The sequence below is a fragment of the Desulfotomaculum defluvii genome (assembly GCF_054657375.1).
On the sequence record NZ_BAAHYV010000008.1, the window covers coordinates 472,166 to 487,754 of the forward strand.

A 15,589-nucleotide genomic window follows, 5' to 3' on the forward strand; every position below is an offset into this window, starting at 1 on the left:
ATCTGTGCTCCAATCACTATATATAAAGAGTTTTGCACTCATTGATGATGTCGAGGTAAATTTTGATCGCGGCTTAAATGTGATTACAGGGGAAACAGGAGCGGGTAAGTCAATGCTCATTGATGCCCTACAAGTTGCCTTAGGCAGCAGGGCATCAGTGGATTTTATCCGGGCCGGTAGAGATAAAGCCACTGTACAGGCTACCTTTGACATTTCAGAAATACCTTGGTTAAAACAAAAACTAGAAGATGTAGGAATTGATTACGAAGAGGATAATTTACTAATCCTTGCCCGAGAATTAAGTCGTAGTGGTAAGAATGCTTGCAGAGTTAATGGAAGAATCATTAACTTAGGGGTTTACAGAGAAGTCGGCAGCGGCTTAATTGATATGCTGGGCCAGCATGAGCAGCAATCTCTCTTAAATCAGGAAAAGCACCGCTGGCTGCTGGACAGATTAGGTGGTCAAGATGTCCTTAATCAGTTACATAAAGTTAGTGAACTTTACAAACAATGGAGGCAAGCCACCGCACAGGCCAATGAACTGGAAACAAGTGCCAGGGAAATTGCTCGCAGGCTGGATATGTTAACCTTTCAAACAAAAGAAATAGAGAAGGCAAACCTAGTAGAAGATGAAGAAGAAGAACTTATTGCTGAACGGCGACTATTAGTTAATGCAGAGAGAATTTTACGCCTAAGTGGGGAAATCTATGACTATCTCTACGGAGGTGAGTCCGTAGTAACTCCAGCAGTGGATACTGTGGGTAAAGCTGCTGCTAGCCTAAAGGAACTGGTGGAAATTGATAACGGTATAGCCAGTTTACAGGAGAATTTAGATGCAGCTCTATATCAGTTGGAAGATGTGTCTCGGGAAATATCCTCCTATCGTGATCAATTAGAATTTAATCCTGAGCGTTTAGATGATATTGAAAACAGACTCTCTTTAATCAAACAACTAAAATATAAATATGGTTCTTCTATAAAAGAAATAATTGAATTCAAAGAAGCGGCATTGACAGAAATAAATCAGTTATCTAACAGCACGAAACATGCAGAGGAACTTAAAGGAACAATCAAAGAATTAGAGCAACAATGGCATCGATATACTAAGGAACTTACCAAACTACGCCGGGAAGCTGCTAAAAGGTTAGAGGATCAAGTGGCACAGGAATTAAAACATTTAGAGATGGCTGGTCTTGATTTCCGAGTAGGGATGGAAAAACAAACTGGGATTAGAGCACAGGGGGTGGAAGAGGTAGAGTTTCTTATTGCTCCCAATCCTGGTGAACCTTTAAGACCCTTGCAAAAGATTGCCTCCGGTGGTGAACTCTCCAGAATTATGTTAGCATTAAAGGTACTTTTATCTGGAGTGGATGAAGTACCTACCCTTATCTTTGATGAAATTGACACAGGAGTGGGTGGTAAAGCTTTACAGGCTATTGGAGAAAAATTGGCACTAATTGGAGAAAATAGGCAGGTCATATGTGTAACCCATGGAGCCCAGGTAGCATGTTTTGCTGACACTCATTATCTAATCAGTAAATCAGTTGTTAATGGCCATACAAAAACTTCAGTGGAGAGATTAGATCAAGCAGGCAGAGTAGAGGAAATTTCTAGAATGCTGGCAGGACGCGAAATAACGGATATTGTCAAGGATCATGCATCACAAATGTTAAAAATGTCTGCTAGTTATAAAAAATAATTTTAGCTAATAGCTGAGAACGGCTGCAATTGCGGTCGTTTTTGTTTTTTTATTGGAAACGGAAAAGTAAACAAAACTTTCAAAAAGCATCTCATGGGGTGATTTTATTGAATTCGGCAATTTACGGCAAAAAAGCCATGAGTAAAAGCTTTTTTAAGAGGTTATCTTAATCTCACAAAGAATTTTTAATGTTTTTTCTTAATATCTTTATTTTCCATTGATTCCTTATAAACGGGGGTGATCATAAAAAGTTATTAGTAAAAATAAAAGGAGGGGCTGTACTTGGACTACCGGAAACAGAAAGTACCAGCATTATTACTGGTGATTATATTCTTGGGCCTTTGTTTACAGCTACCATTTCAGTTTTTACAAAACATACCGTTACACCAGCGAGTCTTAGTGGGAGAAAAGATTAATCTTGAACTTAATTTACCCACTTTTTTTACAAATCAATTTAAATTTGAAATAGATGGTTTAAAACCTTCAACATTTTATTTAGGAGAAACTGCACCGGTTGCAGCAAAACCAGGTGACCTTAGGGTAGAGGTGAAATTATTTGGCTTAATTCCTGTTCGACAAATGATGGTCAGTGTGGTGCCAGAGGTTAAAGTAATACCTGGAGGCCAAGCTATTGGAATCATGGTGGATACAGAAGGTGTTATGGTTGTTGGTAGGTCCTCAATTATAGATGATAAGGGAAAGCGTCATAACCCTGCTGCCGATGCGGGTGTCGAACTGGGAGATATATTAATACAAATCAATGGCCAGAGGGTAGAAACAGAGGGGCAGGTTAGGGATCTAATTAATAACCTAGGTCAGTCTGGAAAACCCCTAAAAATGGTTTTAATAAGCAAAAATTCAAACAAGCCCTATAATACAACTGTAACACCTATATTCTGCAACGAAACAAAACGATACCGGGTGGGTTTGTTTGTTAGGGACAGTACAGCTGGAGTAGGAACAATGACTTTCTACCATCCAGAAACAAGGTCCTATGGTGCCCTTGGACATATCATTACCGATATTGATACCTGTCAACCTATCAATCTCAACAGTGGTAAAGTTGTAGGGGCAAATATAGAAGGAATTAGAATGGGAAAAAAGGGACATCCCGGTGAAAAGCTAGGGGTATTTAGGGCGGAGGAAGAAATAACTGGGAATATAACTAGAAATACCAATTGTGGCATTTTTGGTAGGCTAGACAAAGACCCTAAAAACATTTATAGTAAAAAAGCCATTCCTGTAGCAATGGCTTCGGAAATTAAAGAAGGACCAGCAGAAATATACACAGTCATAAAAGGAAATAAAATTGAAAAATTTAGTATTGAGGTGCAGCAAGTTATGCCTAATGGCAAAGCAGAAGGTAAAGGGATGATCATTAAAATTAATGATCCTAGGCTACTTGCGAAAACCGGAGGGATCATCCAAGGAATGTCAGGAAGCCCTATAATCCAAGACAATAAGCTGATTGGAGCAGTTACACATGTTTTTGTTAACGACCCTGCACGGGGTTACGGGGTCTTGGCAGAATGGATGTTGTATAATTCCAATACCATTTTAAAACATGTGGGTGCAAGAAAAAACGAACAAAATGACGATAGAGGTATAATCGCCTGCTTAAAACAAAGAAAATAACAGAATTCAACCATTTTTCTGTCGAATCAAGGTATTTTAATCAAAAAAGTAAAAATTTACCTTTTTAAGAAGGAGTTTATACCCCGCCTGTCGAAACTAAAAGAGCATCAGAAGTAGATTCCAATATATAGAAAATAAAGAGAAAAAATAGGAGGCGGGGTTTTAAATTATGATGAGAAAGGCTATAAAAGTATTAATTGCTGATGATAACAAAGATTTCTGTGAATTGCTTAAAGAATTTATCAATCAGCAAGACGACTTTTCACTAGTAGGCATTGCCAATAATGGCTTGGAGGCTTTGGAAATAATTAATTCCCAAGCACCAGACGTTATGGTTTTAGATATAATTATGCCTCATCTAGATGGTATTGGAGTTTTGGAGAAAATATCTACTGGCTCTGTTACCCATAAACCAAAAGTAATTATGTTAACTGCCTTTGGTCAAGAAAGTGTAACTTCTCGGGCCGTGGAACTTGGAGCAGACTATTATATATTAAAACCCTTTGACTTTGCTGTATTAGCAACCAGAATTCGGCAACTGGCCGATGGAGTAGCGGTGGCCCAGTATATCTCTCCCAGTAAACCTCGTAATCTCGATGTTGCAGTAACTAATATTATTCACGAAATGGGAGTTCCTGCCCACATTAAAGGATATCATTATTTACGAGAAGCTATCCTATGTGTCATCAATGACGTTAATTTGTTAGGAGCAGTTACGAAGGAACTTTACCCTATGATCGCTCAAAAATATCAAACCACACCTAGTCGTGTAGAAAGAGCAATTCGTCATGCCATCGAACTTGCTTGGGATCGCGGTAATATCGAAATGATGACAAAGTTCTTTGGCTACACCATTAACCTTGAACGTGGCAAGCCAACCAACTCTGAATTCATCGCCATGGTAGCAGATAAATTGAGAATAGAGAGTAAAGTAAGTTAAGTCAGTAAATTCAAAGCTTTTTTAATGGTAAAGCAACCAATAGCTAGAAAATAAATATGAAAGTGCAATTTAAACCAAGGAATTTTTGCTTTTGATAATCTTAACTAACACCACTTATTTATTTGTTTGAGCAAAACCAACAAATATAAGGGGTGTATTTTTATGACTATTTTTCAGGGAAAAATTTATAACAAAATTCAAAACTATAATAAAGGGATATATCTCCAAATGTCAAAAATTATCAAATGAGGTGATAAAAATGGCAGATTTTATAGTGAATCAACAAGGTGCTAAAATATTTATGGATATTAGCAAACAACCGAAATTAATTATTCCTATCTTACAATCTACTGAAGAAAAAGGACTAGTAGTAGAAGTACTTTCATTAGGGTTAATGCCAAAAGGTCAAGATATGATTCCCATTGTGACAATTAAACAGGATAATAAAATTGAAGCATATGTTTTACCTGGAGAATTAACTCCATGGGCAGGTTTTTATCAATCATTGGCCCAGAAGACAGGTATTAATATGTTTCCATGCAAGTGTGAATTTGGTTATTTACAAGACTTAGAAAGATATTTTGCAGAACTCTTAAATCAGGAAGAATCCATTAGTTAAAATAACCTGTAACCAGCTAGTTATTAGATAGTTTTTTTGTCCATTAATTTTAAATTAAACCAACTAACACCGCTTACTTATTGGTCTTTGAGAACCAATGAAAAGGGGTGTTTTTTCTCCTTAGATACCTAAGGAAACTTTCTTTCTTCAATAGGTATATCTATAGGGATATTAAAATATATCACGATGAAAACCACAACAACTGCTGACAGTATGTATGCTAATAGAGGGTTTTTATAGTGTACACGAATTATTGGAAACATTGCACAAAGAAAGAGAGCTGACCAACCTAAATTCCATCTATTATAATAAGTGATTGTATGAAATTTTAAACCAATCCATTCAACAACTAAATAAATAAGAATATATTTAGATATGTGAAAAATCTGGGGTTTTAGCTCTGTTGGGTAATTTGATAAAAATATTAGAGTTGTTAAAGGAAATATAATAAAGGTATATATGAGTCCAGTAAATGTATAGTTACTAAACTCATGTGGTTGAATCCTCCACAGAAAGTAACTAGCACAAATGGTATGATATAACAGGTTACCCAGAGCAACAAAGAGCATTGTGCAATGGTACTGTTTCCAGTTCTTCCAATCAGAATATTTCCATGCTAACAATACTATGGTTATTAGGATTGCAATCTGCATTATTAAATCTCCTAATAATATGATATATAATAATTCCACATCTAAATATTTTTCATACCCGAATAATTTCTACACACGAAATTGATTAGGGGTTTTTTGTATGTATAACTGATTATTCCAATAAATTAATTAGATTGTTAAACTTATCAATGGATAAGCTAATGATAAGGAAATAATAAAATATTAATATAAATTGTAAAATTATAACATACCAGTTAAATGTTAGAATAAAAATTTGGACTGTACTTGACTTAACTATTTTATAACATTAGAATGAAGGTGTTAAGGTGGTGATTTGTGCAAGTGCATATAAGATCAATCGCCCGGGTAGATAAAAGAACAAAAGATCTAGCTAAAAGAATTCATGCCAATGAAATTGCAGTAATATGTCATCATGAATTGGACAAAGTAGCAGCAGATTCGTTAATAGCAGCAAAGGTTAAGGCTGTTATAAATGCTGTACCATCATTAAGCGATGATTACCCAAACCTAGGTCCAGTAACACTTCTTGAGGCTGGCATTCCCATTATTGATAATGTTGGTAAAGATATCATGGAAAAGGTTCAAGATGGTGTTGAATTGGAAATTAGGGATGAGGTTGTCTATCTAGGTAGAGAAGTTTTAGCCAAGGGAACTACTTTATCACTTCACCAAGTTAAAGAACACATGGAGCAATCCCGAAGCCGTATGGATCGTGTATTATCCCGCTTTATTCATAATACTTTGGATTATGCAAAAAATGAAGTGGATTTCGTTTGTGGTGGATTACGTATTCCCGAAGTGAATACAACCTTTAAAGGTAGGCATACCCTTATTGTTGTACGGGGACACAATTATAAACAGGACTTAAACGCCATTAAATCCTACATTGATGAACTTCACCCCATATTAATTGGTGTAGATGGGGGGGCTGATGCGTTACTAGAATTTGGTTATAAGCCTGATTTAATTATCGGTGATATGGATAGTACCACAGACAGGGCACTTTGCAGTGGTGCGGAGCTAGTGGTTCATGCCTATCCTGACGGCAGAGCACCGGGGATGGAAAGAATAAATAACCTCGGTCTAGCGGCCAAAGTTTTCCCAGCCCCTGGAACCAGTGAAGATATTGCGATGATGTTAGCGTATGAAAAGGGTACCGAACTAATCGTAGCAGTGGGTACACATTCGAACATGTTAGACTTTTTGGAGAAAGGTCGCAAAGGCATGGCCAGTACCTTTTTAGTGCGCTTAAAAGTTGGTGATATATTAGTAGATGCCAAAGGAGTTAGCCAACTTTATAAGAGCCGAGTTAAAATGAAATACGTTGGTCAAATATTATTGGCCGGACTTGTTCCGTTGGCAGTGGTTATTGCCATGGCGCCACCCACCAGGGAGCTGTTTCGTTTACTGGTACTAAATGTACGCTTAATTTTTGGAATTTAGGAGGAAGTCCTTTGATTATTGATTATCGCTACCATATTGCTTCATTGGTGGCTGTTTTTATTGCTTTGGGTATAGGTATTTTGGTAGGTAGTGCTGTGTTAGGTAATGAGGGTATTGTTGAACGTCAAAAACAATTGGCTGATCGTTTAGAGGTTCAACTGGAAGAACTAAGAGAAAAGAATGAAGCTGTGCAAGCTAGGGCCAATAACCTCGAAATTGATAATAATATTCAAAAACAATTTGAGAAGCAGGTACTACCCCCTCTGGTGGCTGGGAAATTAGCTGGTAAGCGTTTGGCCATCATAGAGACCAATAGTTATGGCTTCCGTGATGACTTAATTAGCACCCTAACTATGGCCGGTGCTACTGTACAGTCCGTAACAACAGTGCTAGAGGGCTTTGAATTGGACGGAAGAAAAGACCGTCTCGTCAATGAATTAAACCTAAAAGAAGCTAACGATGAGGAACTTATAAGACACCTGTCTACAGAAACTGCTAGGGGTATTTTAACCGGTGAAAAACAGGCTATGTTAAATACCTTAGCTCAGGTTGATTTGCTTAAGTTGTCCGGAGATTATGGTGTGCCAGTAGACGGCATAATATTCATTGGCGGGAGCCAAGATCAATTGTTAGTGAAGACAGAGGTTTTGGACTACTCCATGATTGACTATTTTCTTCAACAAAAACTTCCGGTTTTTGGTGTTGAAGAAACAAATGTAAGTTTTTCCTATATGAAGGCTTATCAGAAAAAGAGAGTTAGTACGGTGGATAACGTTGAAACGGTTCCCGGCCAATTGGCCCTCGTAATGGCCATTGCAGGGAAACCAGGACATTATGGGGTAAAGCCCACTGCCAAACAGTTACTACCAACCTTTGAATCAACTGGAGGTGTAGGAAGTGGCCAGTCAGGTCAAAGTGTCAGTGGTAATACCCGCCCATAATGAAAAGGATAAGATTTCCGATACTGTGAAAGGAATTCGAAAAATTCCTGAGGTATCGGAAATCATTGTTATAGATGATGCATCTACGGACGAGACCTCGAAGCTCGCAGTGCAGGCTGGAGCTACTGTAATTAGGTTGATGCAGAATATGGGTAAAGGTGGAGCACTAAATCAAGGCGTTGCAAAGGCTACTGGGGATATAGTGGCCCTTTTAGATGGCGATTTAGGAAAAAGTTCTAGCGAGGCAAGGGCTCTTATTTTACCTATATTAAATAATGTTGCTGATATGACTATTGCTCAATTTCCCCGGGCCCAAAGGAAGGGTGGCTTTGGTCTGGTCAAAAATTTGGCCCAGTCTGGTATTCGTTACTTTACAGGCCTAGAAAGCAGTGCTCCCTTGTCAGGTCAAAGGGTAATGACAAGACGTGTACTGGAAACAGTTATTCCCTTTGCATCTGGTTATGGTGTTGAAGTAGCCTTAACCATTAAGGTAGCAAGGGCTGGCTTTAGGGTTCTTGAGGTCCCTACCCAAATGTCCCATTCTGAAACCGGGAGAGATTTAAAGGGTTTCATGCACCGGGGGAAACAATTTGTTCACGTAGCAAGGGTTCTTACTGGATGCCTATTAAAATACGGCTTTACCCCAAGAAGCTTGAAATAAATTATATTTTTATGGATATAATCCAAATATATACTACTAATAACTATACAAAATATATTGCACCAGCGGGGGGTGCTATCGTTATCCCCCGTTCGCTCCTGAGCTCCATGCCGATAACTCTAAGACTCGTTCCGGGTGAAATCGGGGTCGCCTTAGATTCGACGTCCTGTCTCAGCTAAGGCTGCGCGCTCGTCCTTGAGCGCGCCCCCCGATTTCACCCTCCACTCGTCAAGAGTTATTATCGGCCCTCCGCCAAAGTCGCTCAGGGGGATAACGATAGCACTTACTAATTCGGCGGGTTGGTCTTTCCAAAAAACACAAGGCCACTCCAAAAATTATCGAAAGCTGACGGCTGAAGGATTACCGGTAGTGAGGTATACATGAATCAACAAATATATTTCCACTTACTTCTTTCTATTGTAATTTCTTATATAATTGCAAGGATGATCCTACCAAGTATTTTAAGACTGATAACTGAGGCGGGATATGTTCGGCCTAATTTTCGGGGGGATCAGATACCAGTTGGAGTAGGCTTGGTATTTTTTTTAAGTGCTATTTTGCCAACTGGCTTATTAATATTTGTCAACCGTGATATTTATCAAATTGGTGGATTACTATATTTATTTGTCCTCGGCTCAATGACTTTACTGGGTATGACAGACGACATTTTTGGTTCCAGGGCGGATAGTGGTCTTAGGGGACACTTAAAGAAGATGCTACGGGGAGAGTTAACCACCGGTGGCTTAAAACTCGTTGTTGGGGGCATTATGTCCTTGGTGGTGGCAATAAACATTAGTAATCATTGGCAGGAAATTATTGTTAATACCCTTGTTGTTGCCTTATCTGTTAATGCTATTAATCTGTTGGACCTTAGACCTGGTAGAGCTGGCAAGGGCTTTTTATTAGCGGGGGTAATACTGGGTTTAATTAGTTGGTCTTCATCTCACTTAGTATGGTGTGTTATTACTGCAGGTGCACTATTAGCATACCTGCCCAGTGACCTAAAGGCCCGGGCCATGATGGGTGATACCGGTTCCAATGCCTTGGGTGCCACAATTGGTATTACATCTGTGCTGGTTTTGCCTGAGAATCTAAAAATGGGCTATTTAATACTATTAATTGCTTTTCATATATTTACAGAAAAGTATAGCTTAACAAAAATCATTGAAAAGAACAAAATGCTTAATTATTTAGACCAGCTTGGGCGAAATCAATAATGCCTGACTGGTTTTTTGGCCTACCGAAGGGACCGAATGAGTCAGGATTTGTCTCTTAATGCTTTCTGGCTTGACTTTAGTTTCCCGATATATTAATTTGGTTGACAGTGGTAGTAAAATATGGAGGTGTCCTCTTTGGTAAATGAAAATCGAATTATTGATGAGTTTATAGAATTAGTGCAGGTGGATAGTGAATCTGGTGCGGAACGTCAGCTTGCAGATTTACTAAAAGCTAGACTAAAGGATCTGGGGCTTGAGGTAAGGGAAGATAATGCCGGTTCTTTTATTGAAGTTGGTCAGACTACAGGTAACATTATAGGTACTTTACCGGGCAATGGGGGAAATGGACCGCTTTTATTGTTATCTGCCCATATGGATACAGTTAAACCTGGAAAGGGTGTTCAGCCTAGAAGAGAAAATGGCAAAATAATTTCTTCCGGTAATACGATTTTAGGTTCAGACGATAAGGCAGGAATTGTGGCTATACTGGAGGCCCTCAGGGTGATTAAGGAAAACCAGTTACAGCATGGAGGTATTCAGGTAGCTTTTACCATAGCCGAAGAAATGGGACTGGTCGGTGCTAAGGGATTAGACTATAATTTGCTTCAAGCAAAATTGGGTTTTGTTTTAGACAGTGGTGGAGCTCCAGGCGAGATCATTATTAAGGCTCCTACCCAATATAGTTTTACAGCTACTGTAAAGGGTAAAGCAGCCCATGCAGGGATTGCCCCAGAACAAGGTATCAATGCTATTGTCGTAGCTTCCCATGCCATTGCAAATGTAAGGCTGGGACGTATTGATGAAGAGACAACTGCTAACATAGGTGCTATTTCCGGTGGTCTAGCAACTAATATTGTTCCAGATAAAGTGACTGTAGAAGGAGAAGCTAGAAGCCTAAATCCCGTCAAGGCCAAGGCCCAAATTGATCACATGGAAGAGGAATTTGTTAAAGCGGCTGCTAAATTCGGTACCAGCGTAGATTTCAATGTGCTTAAGCAATATGACCACATTAATTTAGCTGCGGATTCATTACCCGTACGTATTGCTTTAAAAGCAGCTGAAAGTGTTGACCTAAAACCACATCTGGCCCAGACAGGGGGCGGCAGTGATGCCAATGTCTTTAACGGTAAGGGCATTGCCTGTGCCAATCTTGGTATTGGGATGTCCAAGGTGCACACAACAGAAGAATTTATTACCGAGGAACACTTGATCCAGAATGCTAAATTTATTGTGGAAATTATCAAAGTGACTCAGGAAATTGTATAGCTATTAGCAGTTAGCCATTAGCCTTTAGTTAAAACAAAAGCTAAATGCTAAAGGGAGTGATTATATGGAAAGTATGGGTTTTAATGCAACCCTGCTGGCTCAAATGTTTAATTTTTTAATATTAATTTTACTGTTTGTCACCCTGAGTGTAGTTATCATCAAAGTTGTCCGGCGCACTGGAAGGGTAAACCCAGAAAACAGTCGACTTGAAAAAATAGAAGAAGATATTCAGGATATTAAAAAAAATATGCAAAATATTGCTAAGAAGTTAGATCAGAAACAATAGAGCATGTTAAGCCCGTTAGGGAGGAGATCACGTTAGCAAAGCTTACAGGGGGAGTCTCCCAAAATAACTAAAAAGGTGTCTCAGACTTATTCAACATTGGTGCCTGACACCATTGTTGAATAAGTTTAAGTAGTGCCTATGGCTGGTTAGCAAAGAAATAATCTGTCAATAATATGTAATGTAGGGTGACTAATTAGTTTACATAAATCCTCAGTCAAGGGGGACTTTGTTTTGATTCGTATCCGAAGGGGCGTGGCCAAGGAGATTATCTCCTGTAGACCCGGCATTACTGAACTTTGGGTGTCGGTGGAGGGCAACAGAGAAAAGGCTATTAATTATGATAACCTTACTGGACCAGTTAAGGCTGGGGATGAGGTTTTATTAAATACCACCGCTGTTTATAAGAAGTTGGGCACCGGAGGTGCTCATTTTGTTATGGGGAATTTATCCCAAACTGATCGAGATGTCCCTGAAGAAGGACATATCATGAAACTGCGCTACAGCCCCTGTCAGGTCAAGATCCTTGCTGTAGAAGAGCCGGACAGCCCCTATGCAGATGTAATGCAACAGGTCGAGTCCTTGGAGGGAACTCCGGTTATAATCGGTACACTTCACAGCATGATTGCTCCTGTGTCAGCTGCCATCAAGAAGTTGACTAATAGCGCAGTGAGGGTTGCTTATTTAATGACTGATGGGGCTGCTTTACCCATCAGTTTGTCCAAAATGGTCAGGGAGCTTAAAAACAAGGGTCTCATCGATACAACCATTACCTGTGGTCATGCCTTTGGGGGAGACTTAGAAGCAATTAATATTTATACGGGCTTATTGGCCTGTAAAGCAGTGGCTAAAGCTGATGTAATCATTGTGGCCATGGGGCCAGGCATTGTGGGTACTGGCTCACGCTATGGCTTTACCGGGGTTGAACAGGGTGAAATTATTAATGCCATAAATATCCTCGGTGGGAAGCCCATTGCAATTCCCAGAATCAGCTTTGCTGATAACCGTGAGCGACACTGTGGTTTAAGCCATCATACCCGGACAAGTCTGGGAAAAATTGCTTTGACCAAGTCCACCGTTGTATTACCAAAACTTGAGCCAGACAAGATGGCATTAATTCTCAAACAGCTTGAAGACAGTACAATTAGCCAGAAACATGATGTAGCCATTATTGATGCTACCCCTGCTCTGGAAGCATTACAACAATACGGTATCAAGGTTACAACCATGGGCCGTTCCGTAGAGCAAGATCCCGAGTTTTTCCTGGCCGCTGGCGCAGCAGGGGTTTATTTTAGCCATCAGCCTTCAGCCATCAGCCGTCAACTTTAGATAGCCTTTGGCTATTAGCTGTTAGCATTTTGAAGGTGGCCTTGAGCCGTGGGCCATGGGCCTTGGGCTTTTCTGTGCATGGTCTTTAGCTTATGGCCCATGGCACACGGCACGAGACCCTAAAAGAACCCTAAGTTGGGCATGCAAAAAAGCTGATGGCTGACGGCTAAGTCTTTTAGCTAACCGCTGTTTCTAACTGTAGGCCATGATGTTAAAAGCACAAATCAATTCAGCTTTGCATGAATCAGATTTTTTACTGTTCCATATTCCTTGGCGTATTCTTGAATTAGTTTACATAAATCCCTGGCCTTACAGAGGAAATAAATTCGGTCTGAATAAACATAAAGTTGTGACATGTTGGTACCTCCTAATATTTATGGGACAGTATATGAAAAGAGTACTTGCTTTATGTACCACATGAGGTAAGTTTAATTGACGATTGAAGGGAGTTTTTTATGAAATTACTCACCCTGAGTGCCAATGCCAGTGGAGCGGCAAAGGCAGCCCGGGAGGGAATGGTGGTAATGGTTGTGGATATTATTGATATGTCTACAACTTTAGAAGCAGCCATTGATGCCGGAGCTTTGGCAGTACTGGGGGCAAGCCCAGATACGGCAAAACCACCAGTCAGCCTGAACCCAGAAGCAATTGGTAGAAGAGCAGCTAGACTGGCTTTAGAAGCAGCTAGCAGTGTAGTATTAATAACGGAACCCAGGATTGGTTCCGATGCGGACCGATCCCAAAACGCTGCACGCTTTCTGGAGGGTGTTCGTCAAGGAGGTGCAAAAGTAACTTCTATCATTCCAAATCTTGGGGCAGAAACACCTAAAATTTGTAGTCTAACCGGTAGTATTGTAGTAGCTGCCACAGGAACAGGAGGAGTTGCCTATGATGCTGCCCTTACCGCAGGAGCACCTGAGGTTATCACCGGAACTGTGGCTAGGACAATGAAAAAAAGAGGGTCTGCTCCGGCCATGGCTGCGGCGCAGAGGGCTATAGAAGCTGCTGTAAAACATAACACAGGGATTTGTGTTGTTGCTGCCAGTGCTAATTCCATGGAAGATGTACTTGCCGCAGAGTATATTATGAAAAAAATCATAGAAGTAGGTTTTTTATCTAGATAATTATGTTTACCCTGGTAATAGCCAGGGTTTTCTTAATCTAAGTACTAATTACCAGACAGACCCGCATAAATATGTACAGAAACCTCAAGAGAGATGGACATAGCGGGGGTGTTGGTTTGGCAAGGACATTTAAAAAATTATGTAAGTCTTCCCTTCGCAACAGTTGGCCAATTTATTTTTTGGCCTTTATAACCTTGGCCACAGGTATGTTTTTTGGTTCCTTAGGTGTCCATGCCCTGCAGGTTGATACATCCGGACAACTTTCACAATACCTAGATGATTTTGTTAACAAGGCCAGTAACGTGATCATAGATCGACCTCAGGTTGTGAAAAATACTATTTTCAATAATTTATTATTTATTGGTATTATATACTTTCTTGGATTGACCGTAATTGGTACCCCTGCTATCTTAGCACTCTTATTTGCCCGGGGTTATTCATTAGGTTTTACCGTGGCTTTCTTAACCAGAGAAAAGGCTGGTGAAGGGATTATTCTTACCTTAAGCTCAGTGGCCCCTCAGAACATCTTGCTAATCCCGGCAATTTTTTTAGCAAGTGTAGCAGCACTATCATTTTCCTGGTTACTTATCAAGAGGTTTGGCAATTCAAAGTTACCAGTTATGTCTGGACTCATTGGGTATCATGTCTTGATGTTAATTGTCTGTAGCATATCTGCTGCTGCAGGTCTAGTGGAAGCCTTTATTACTCCAGAATTAATTAAGGCTGCTGCAAATTTTATAAAAATGTAAAAGCTGTTTTTTAAAAGAAAAATGTTTTAAACATAACTCTTTCTTGTACGGGGCATAATATTTAATGACAAAGGGAATGCTAATTTTTTTAAAAGCCAAATTTCTAGGAGGGAGACGACATGTCGAAGGAATTGACCCGGGTAGATGTGCCGTATGATCTTATTAGAAGTACAGCTTTTTCAGGTTTAGTTCCTAAAGAATTGGTTCCCTATGTAAAACCAGCTCTAGCAGAATTTAGAAATGAAATGGCCGCGGAGTTGGGGATACCAAATTATGATAAAATAGACAAAGGAGAACTACCCAGCCGGCTTAATGGTGAAGTGGGTGGTGGTATGACCAAAAAAATGGTCGCCTTTGCGGAGGCAGTATTAGCCTGGCACTATAAAAATAGGTATTTAATAACAGAATAATATACGTGTAACCAATAAGGTTCCAGCCAACCATGAGAAGGCGGAACCTTATCTTATTTAAACCAGTAAAAAGCTTCTAAAAAAAGAGCGGTTAGGCCAGCTGCCATAAGAGGACCAATGGGGATACCGCCTAAGAAAACTATTCCCAAGATGGATCCCATCACCATGCCAAAGATAAGTTGAGGATCTAATTTTAGTAATTTAAGACCTTCCCCATTCATATGGGTGGCCAAAGCACCTCCAATTAAGGCTAACAATCCTTGGGGAGAAATAGTTTTTTCAACTAGGTCCCTATAGATAATGTTGTCGTGGGCCAGAGGAACTAAAACCGACAACATTAAAAAAATCAAACCGACTTCCAAACCTCTTCTTTCCAAGATTACCATCAATCGGTTTAATTTACTTAATCTTAGGACCAATAATATACAACCTGCAGTAGCTAGTAGTGTAGATTCTGCAAAAAAGCCCATTAATATTAATACTAATAAGATAACATTGGCCCTTTGCATTAGCTTTCTCCCCCTATAAACCATTTTTATCCATCTAAGAGATCCTATGCCGTTTTAAGTGTTGTATATGCTTAGAAAACTTTGTTGGCAAGCAAAACTTTATCTCGATTTAAAAAAATAGACCCCCAG

At 39.6% G+C, this 15,589-nt stretch carries 17 protein-coding genes; 14 read left to right on the forward strand and 3 right to left on the reverse strand.

Annotated features, from left to right (window positions below; all coding sequences use genetic code 11):
• The first annotated feature begins 4 nt into the window (after positions 1 to 4).
• The 4 genes from recN to ACYQ03_RS17750 all read left to right on the forward strand — a co-directional run bounded on the left by recN (position 5) and on the right by ACYQ03_RS17750 (position 4,893).
• Positions 5 to 1,699 (forward strand): DNA repair protein RecN, encoded by a 1,695-nt coding sequence (gene recN / locus ACYQ03_RS17735; protein ID WP_459911294.1) that lies wholly within the window; start codon positions 5 to 7, stop codon positions 1,697 to 1,699.
• Positions 1,700 to 1,981: 282 nt separating this feature from the next.
• Positions 1,982 to 3,334 (forward strand): SpoIVB peptidase, encoded by a 1,353-nt coding sequence (gene spoIVB / locus ACYQ03_RS17740; protein WP_459911295.1) that lies wholly within the window; start codon positions 1,982 to 1,984, stop codon positions 3,332 to 3,334.
• Between the two features lie 169 nt (positions 3,335 to 3,503).
• Positions 3,504 to 4,274, forward strand: coding sequence for a sporulation transcription factor Spo0A (spo0A, locus tag ACYQ03_RS17745; RefSeq protein WP_459911296.1), 771 nt, complete (start codon positions 3,504 to 3,506; stop codon positions 4,272 to 4,274).
• A gap of 259 nt (positions 4,275 to 4,533) precedes the next feature.
• Positions 4,534 to 4,893 carry a hypothetical protein gene (locus tag ACYQ03_RS17750; protein ID WP_459911297.1) on the forward strand — a complete coding sequence of 120 codons (360 nt, stop codon included), beginning with the start codon at positions 4,534 to 4,536 and terminating at the stop codon, positions 4,891 to 4,893.
• 128 nt (positions 4,894 to 5,021) lie between these two features.
• Here the strand turns inward: ACYQ03_RS17750 and ACYQ03_RS17755 are convergent, their stop codons facing one another.
• A complete protein-coding gene (locus ACYQ03_RS17755; RefSeq protein WP_459911298.1) occupies positions 5,022 to 5,546 on the reverse strand; it encodes a CBO0543 family protein in 525 nt (174 codons plus the stop codon).
• 303 nt (positions 5,547 to 5,849) lie between these two features.
• Here ACYQ03_RS17755 and steA point away from each other — a divergent pair, with 303 nt between their 5' ends.
• The 7 genes from steA to ACYQ03_RS17790 all read left to right on the forward strand — a co-directional run bounded on the left by steA (position 5,850) and on the right by ACYQ03_RS17790 (position 12,668).
• Positions 5,850 to 6,971: a putative cytokinetic ring protein SteA gene (steA, locus tag ACYQ03_RS17760; RefSeq protein ID WP_459911427.1), complete on the forward strand. Its 1,122-nt coding sequence runs from the start codon at positions 5,850 to 5,852 to the stop codon at positions 6,969 to 6,971.
• Between the two features lie 11 nt (positions 6,972 to 6,982).
• A complete protein-coding gene (locus ACYQ03_RS17765) occupies positions 6,983 to 7,912 on the forward strand; it encodes a copper transporter (RefSeq protein WP_459911299.1) in 930 nt (309 codons plus the stop codon).
• The gene (locus ACYQ03_RS17770) at positions 7,869 to 8,573 is read left to right on the forward strand and encodes a glycosyltransferase family 2 protein (RefSeq protein ID WP_459911300.1); all 705 of its coding nucleotides are present in this window, start codon (positions 7,869 to 7,871) and stop codon (positions 8,571 to 8,573) included. Before ACYQ03_RS17765 ends, ACYQ03_RS17770 begins: the two co-directional genes overlap by 44 nt.
• Positions 8,574 to 8,953: 380 nt before the next feature.
• Positions 8,954 to 9,790 carry a hypothetical protein gene (locus tag ACYQ03_RS17775; protein WP_459911301.1) on the forward strand — a complete coding sequence of 279 codons (837 nt, stop codon included), beginning with the start codon at positions 8,954 to 8,956 and terminating at the stop codon, positions 9,788 to 9,790.
• A 135-nt stretch (positions 9,791 to 9,925) separates the two neighbouring features.
• Positions 9,926 to 11,056, forward strand: a complete 1,131-nt coding sequence (locus ACYQ03_RS17780; protein ID WP_459911302.1) for a M20/M25/M40 family metallo-hydrolase — start codon at positions 9,926 to 9,928, stop codon at positions 11,054 to 11,056.
• Positions 11,057 to 11,120: 64 nt separating this feature from the next.
• Positions 11,121 to 11,342, forward strand: coding sequence for an ATP synthase subunit B family protein (locus tag ACYQ03_RS17785; RefSeq protein ID WP_459911303.1), 222 nt, complete (start codon positions 11,121 to 11,123; stop codon positions 11,340 to 11,342).
• A 231-nt stretch (positions 11,343 to 11,573) separates the two neighbouring features.
• Positions 11,574 to 12,668: a DUF3866 family protein gene (locus ACYQ03_RS17790; RefSeq protein WP_459911304.1), complete on the forward strand. Its 1,095-nt coding sequence runs from the start codon at positions 11,574 to 11,576 to the stop codon at positions 12,666 to 12,668.
• Between the two features lie 224 nt (positions 12,669 to 12,892).
• On the opposite strand, the gene ACYQ03_RS17795 is transcribed toward ACYQ03_RS17790, so the two are convergent.
• A complete protein-coding gene (locus ACYQ03_RS17795) occupies positions 12,893 to 13,024 on the reverse strand; it encodes a hypothetical protein (protein ID WP_459911305.1) in 132 nt (43 codons plus the stop codon).
• A 99-nt stretch (positions 13,025 to 13,123) separates the two neighbouring features.
• On the opposite strand from ACYQ03_RS17795, the gene ACYQ03_RS17800 reads away from it, so the two are divergent.
• The 3 genes from ACYQ03_RS17800 (at position 13,124) to ACYQ03_RS17810 (ending at position 14,951) form a co-directional block, all read left to right on the forward strand.
• Positions 13,124 to 13,792, forward strand: coding sequence for a hypothetical protein (locus tag ACYQ03_RS17800; RefSeq protein ID WP_459911306.1), 669 nt, complete (start codon positions 13,124 to 13,126; stop codon positions 13,790 to 13,792).
• Positions 13,793 to 13,908: 116 nt separating this feature from the next.
• Positions 13,909 to 14,541 (forward strand): stage II sporulation protein M, encoded by a 633-nt coding sequence (gene spoIIM, locus ACYQ03_RS17805; protein ID WP_459911307.1) that lies wholly within the window; start codon positions 13,909 to 13,911, stop codon positions 14,539 to 14,541.
• A gap of 119 nt (positions 14,542 to 14,660) precedes the next feature.
• Entirely contained in the window at positions 14,661 to 14,951 is a 291-nt protein-coding gene (locus ACYQ03_RS17810; RefSeq protein WP_459911308.1) for an alpha/beta-type small acid-soluble spore protein, read from the forward strand.
• Between the two features lie 53 nt (positions 14,952 to 15,004).
• On the opposite strand, the gene ACYQ03_RS17815 is transcribed toward ACYQ03_RS17810, so the two are convergent.
• Entirely contained in the window at positions 15,005 to 15,460 is a 456-nt protein-coding gene (locus ACYQ03_RS17815; protein ID WP_459911309.1) for a DUF441 domain-containing protein, read from the reverse strand.
• Between the last annotated feature and the right edge of the window lie 129 nt (positions 15,461 to 15,589).

What these genes read in the sequence shown, in the direction of transcription:
- ACYQ03_RS17795 (WP_459911305.1), bottom strand. Translation starts at nt 13,024, where the DNA reads ATGTCACAACTTTATGTTTATTCAGACCGAATTTATTTCCTCTGTAAG.
- ACYQ03_RS17800 (WP_459911306.1), top strand. Translation starts at nt 13,124, where the DNA reads ATGAAATTACTCACCCTGAGTGCCAATGCCAGTGGAGCGGCAAAGGCA.
- ACYQ03_RS17775 (WP_459911301.1), top strand. Translation starts at nt 8,954, where the DNA reads ATGAATCAACAAATATATTTCCACTTACTTCTTTCTATTGTAATTTCT.
- ACYQ03_RS17815 (WP_459911309.1), bottom strand. Translation starts at nt 15,460, where the DNA reads ATGCAAAGGGCCAATGTTATCTTATTAGTATTAATATTAATGGGCTTT.
- ACYQ03_RS17750 (WP_459911297.1), top strand. Translation starts at nt 4,534, where the DNA reads ATGGCAGATTTTATAGTGAATCAACAAGGTGCTAAAATATTTATGGAT.
- ACYQ03_RS17785 (WP_459911303.1), top strand. Translation starts at nt 11,121, where the DNA reads ATGGAAAGTATGGGTTTTAATGCAACCCTGCTGGCTCAAATGTTTAAT.
- ACYQ03_RS17810 (WP_459911308.1), top strand. Translation starts at nt 14,661, where the DNA reads ATGTCGAAGGAATTGACCCGGGTAGATGTGCCGTATGATCTTATTAGA.
- ACYQ03_RS17755 (WP_459911298.1), bottom strand. Translation starts at nt 5,546, where the DNA reads ATGCAGATTGCAATCCTAATAACCATAGTATTGTTAGCATGGAAATAT.
- spo0A (WP_459911296.1), top strand. Translation starts at nt 3,504, where the DNA reads ATGATGAGAAAGGCTATAAAAGTATTAATTGCTGATGATAACAAAGAT.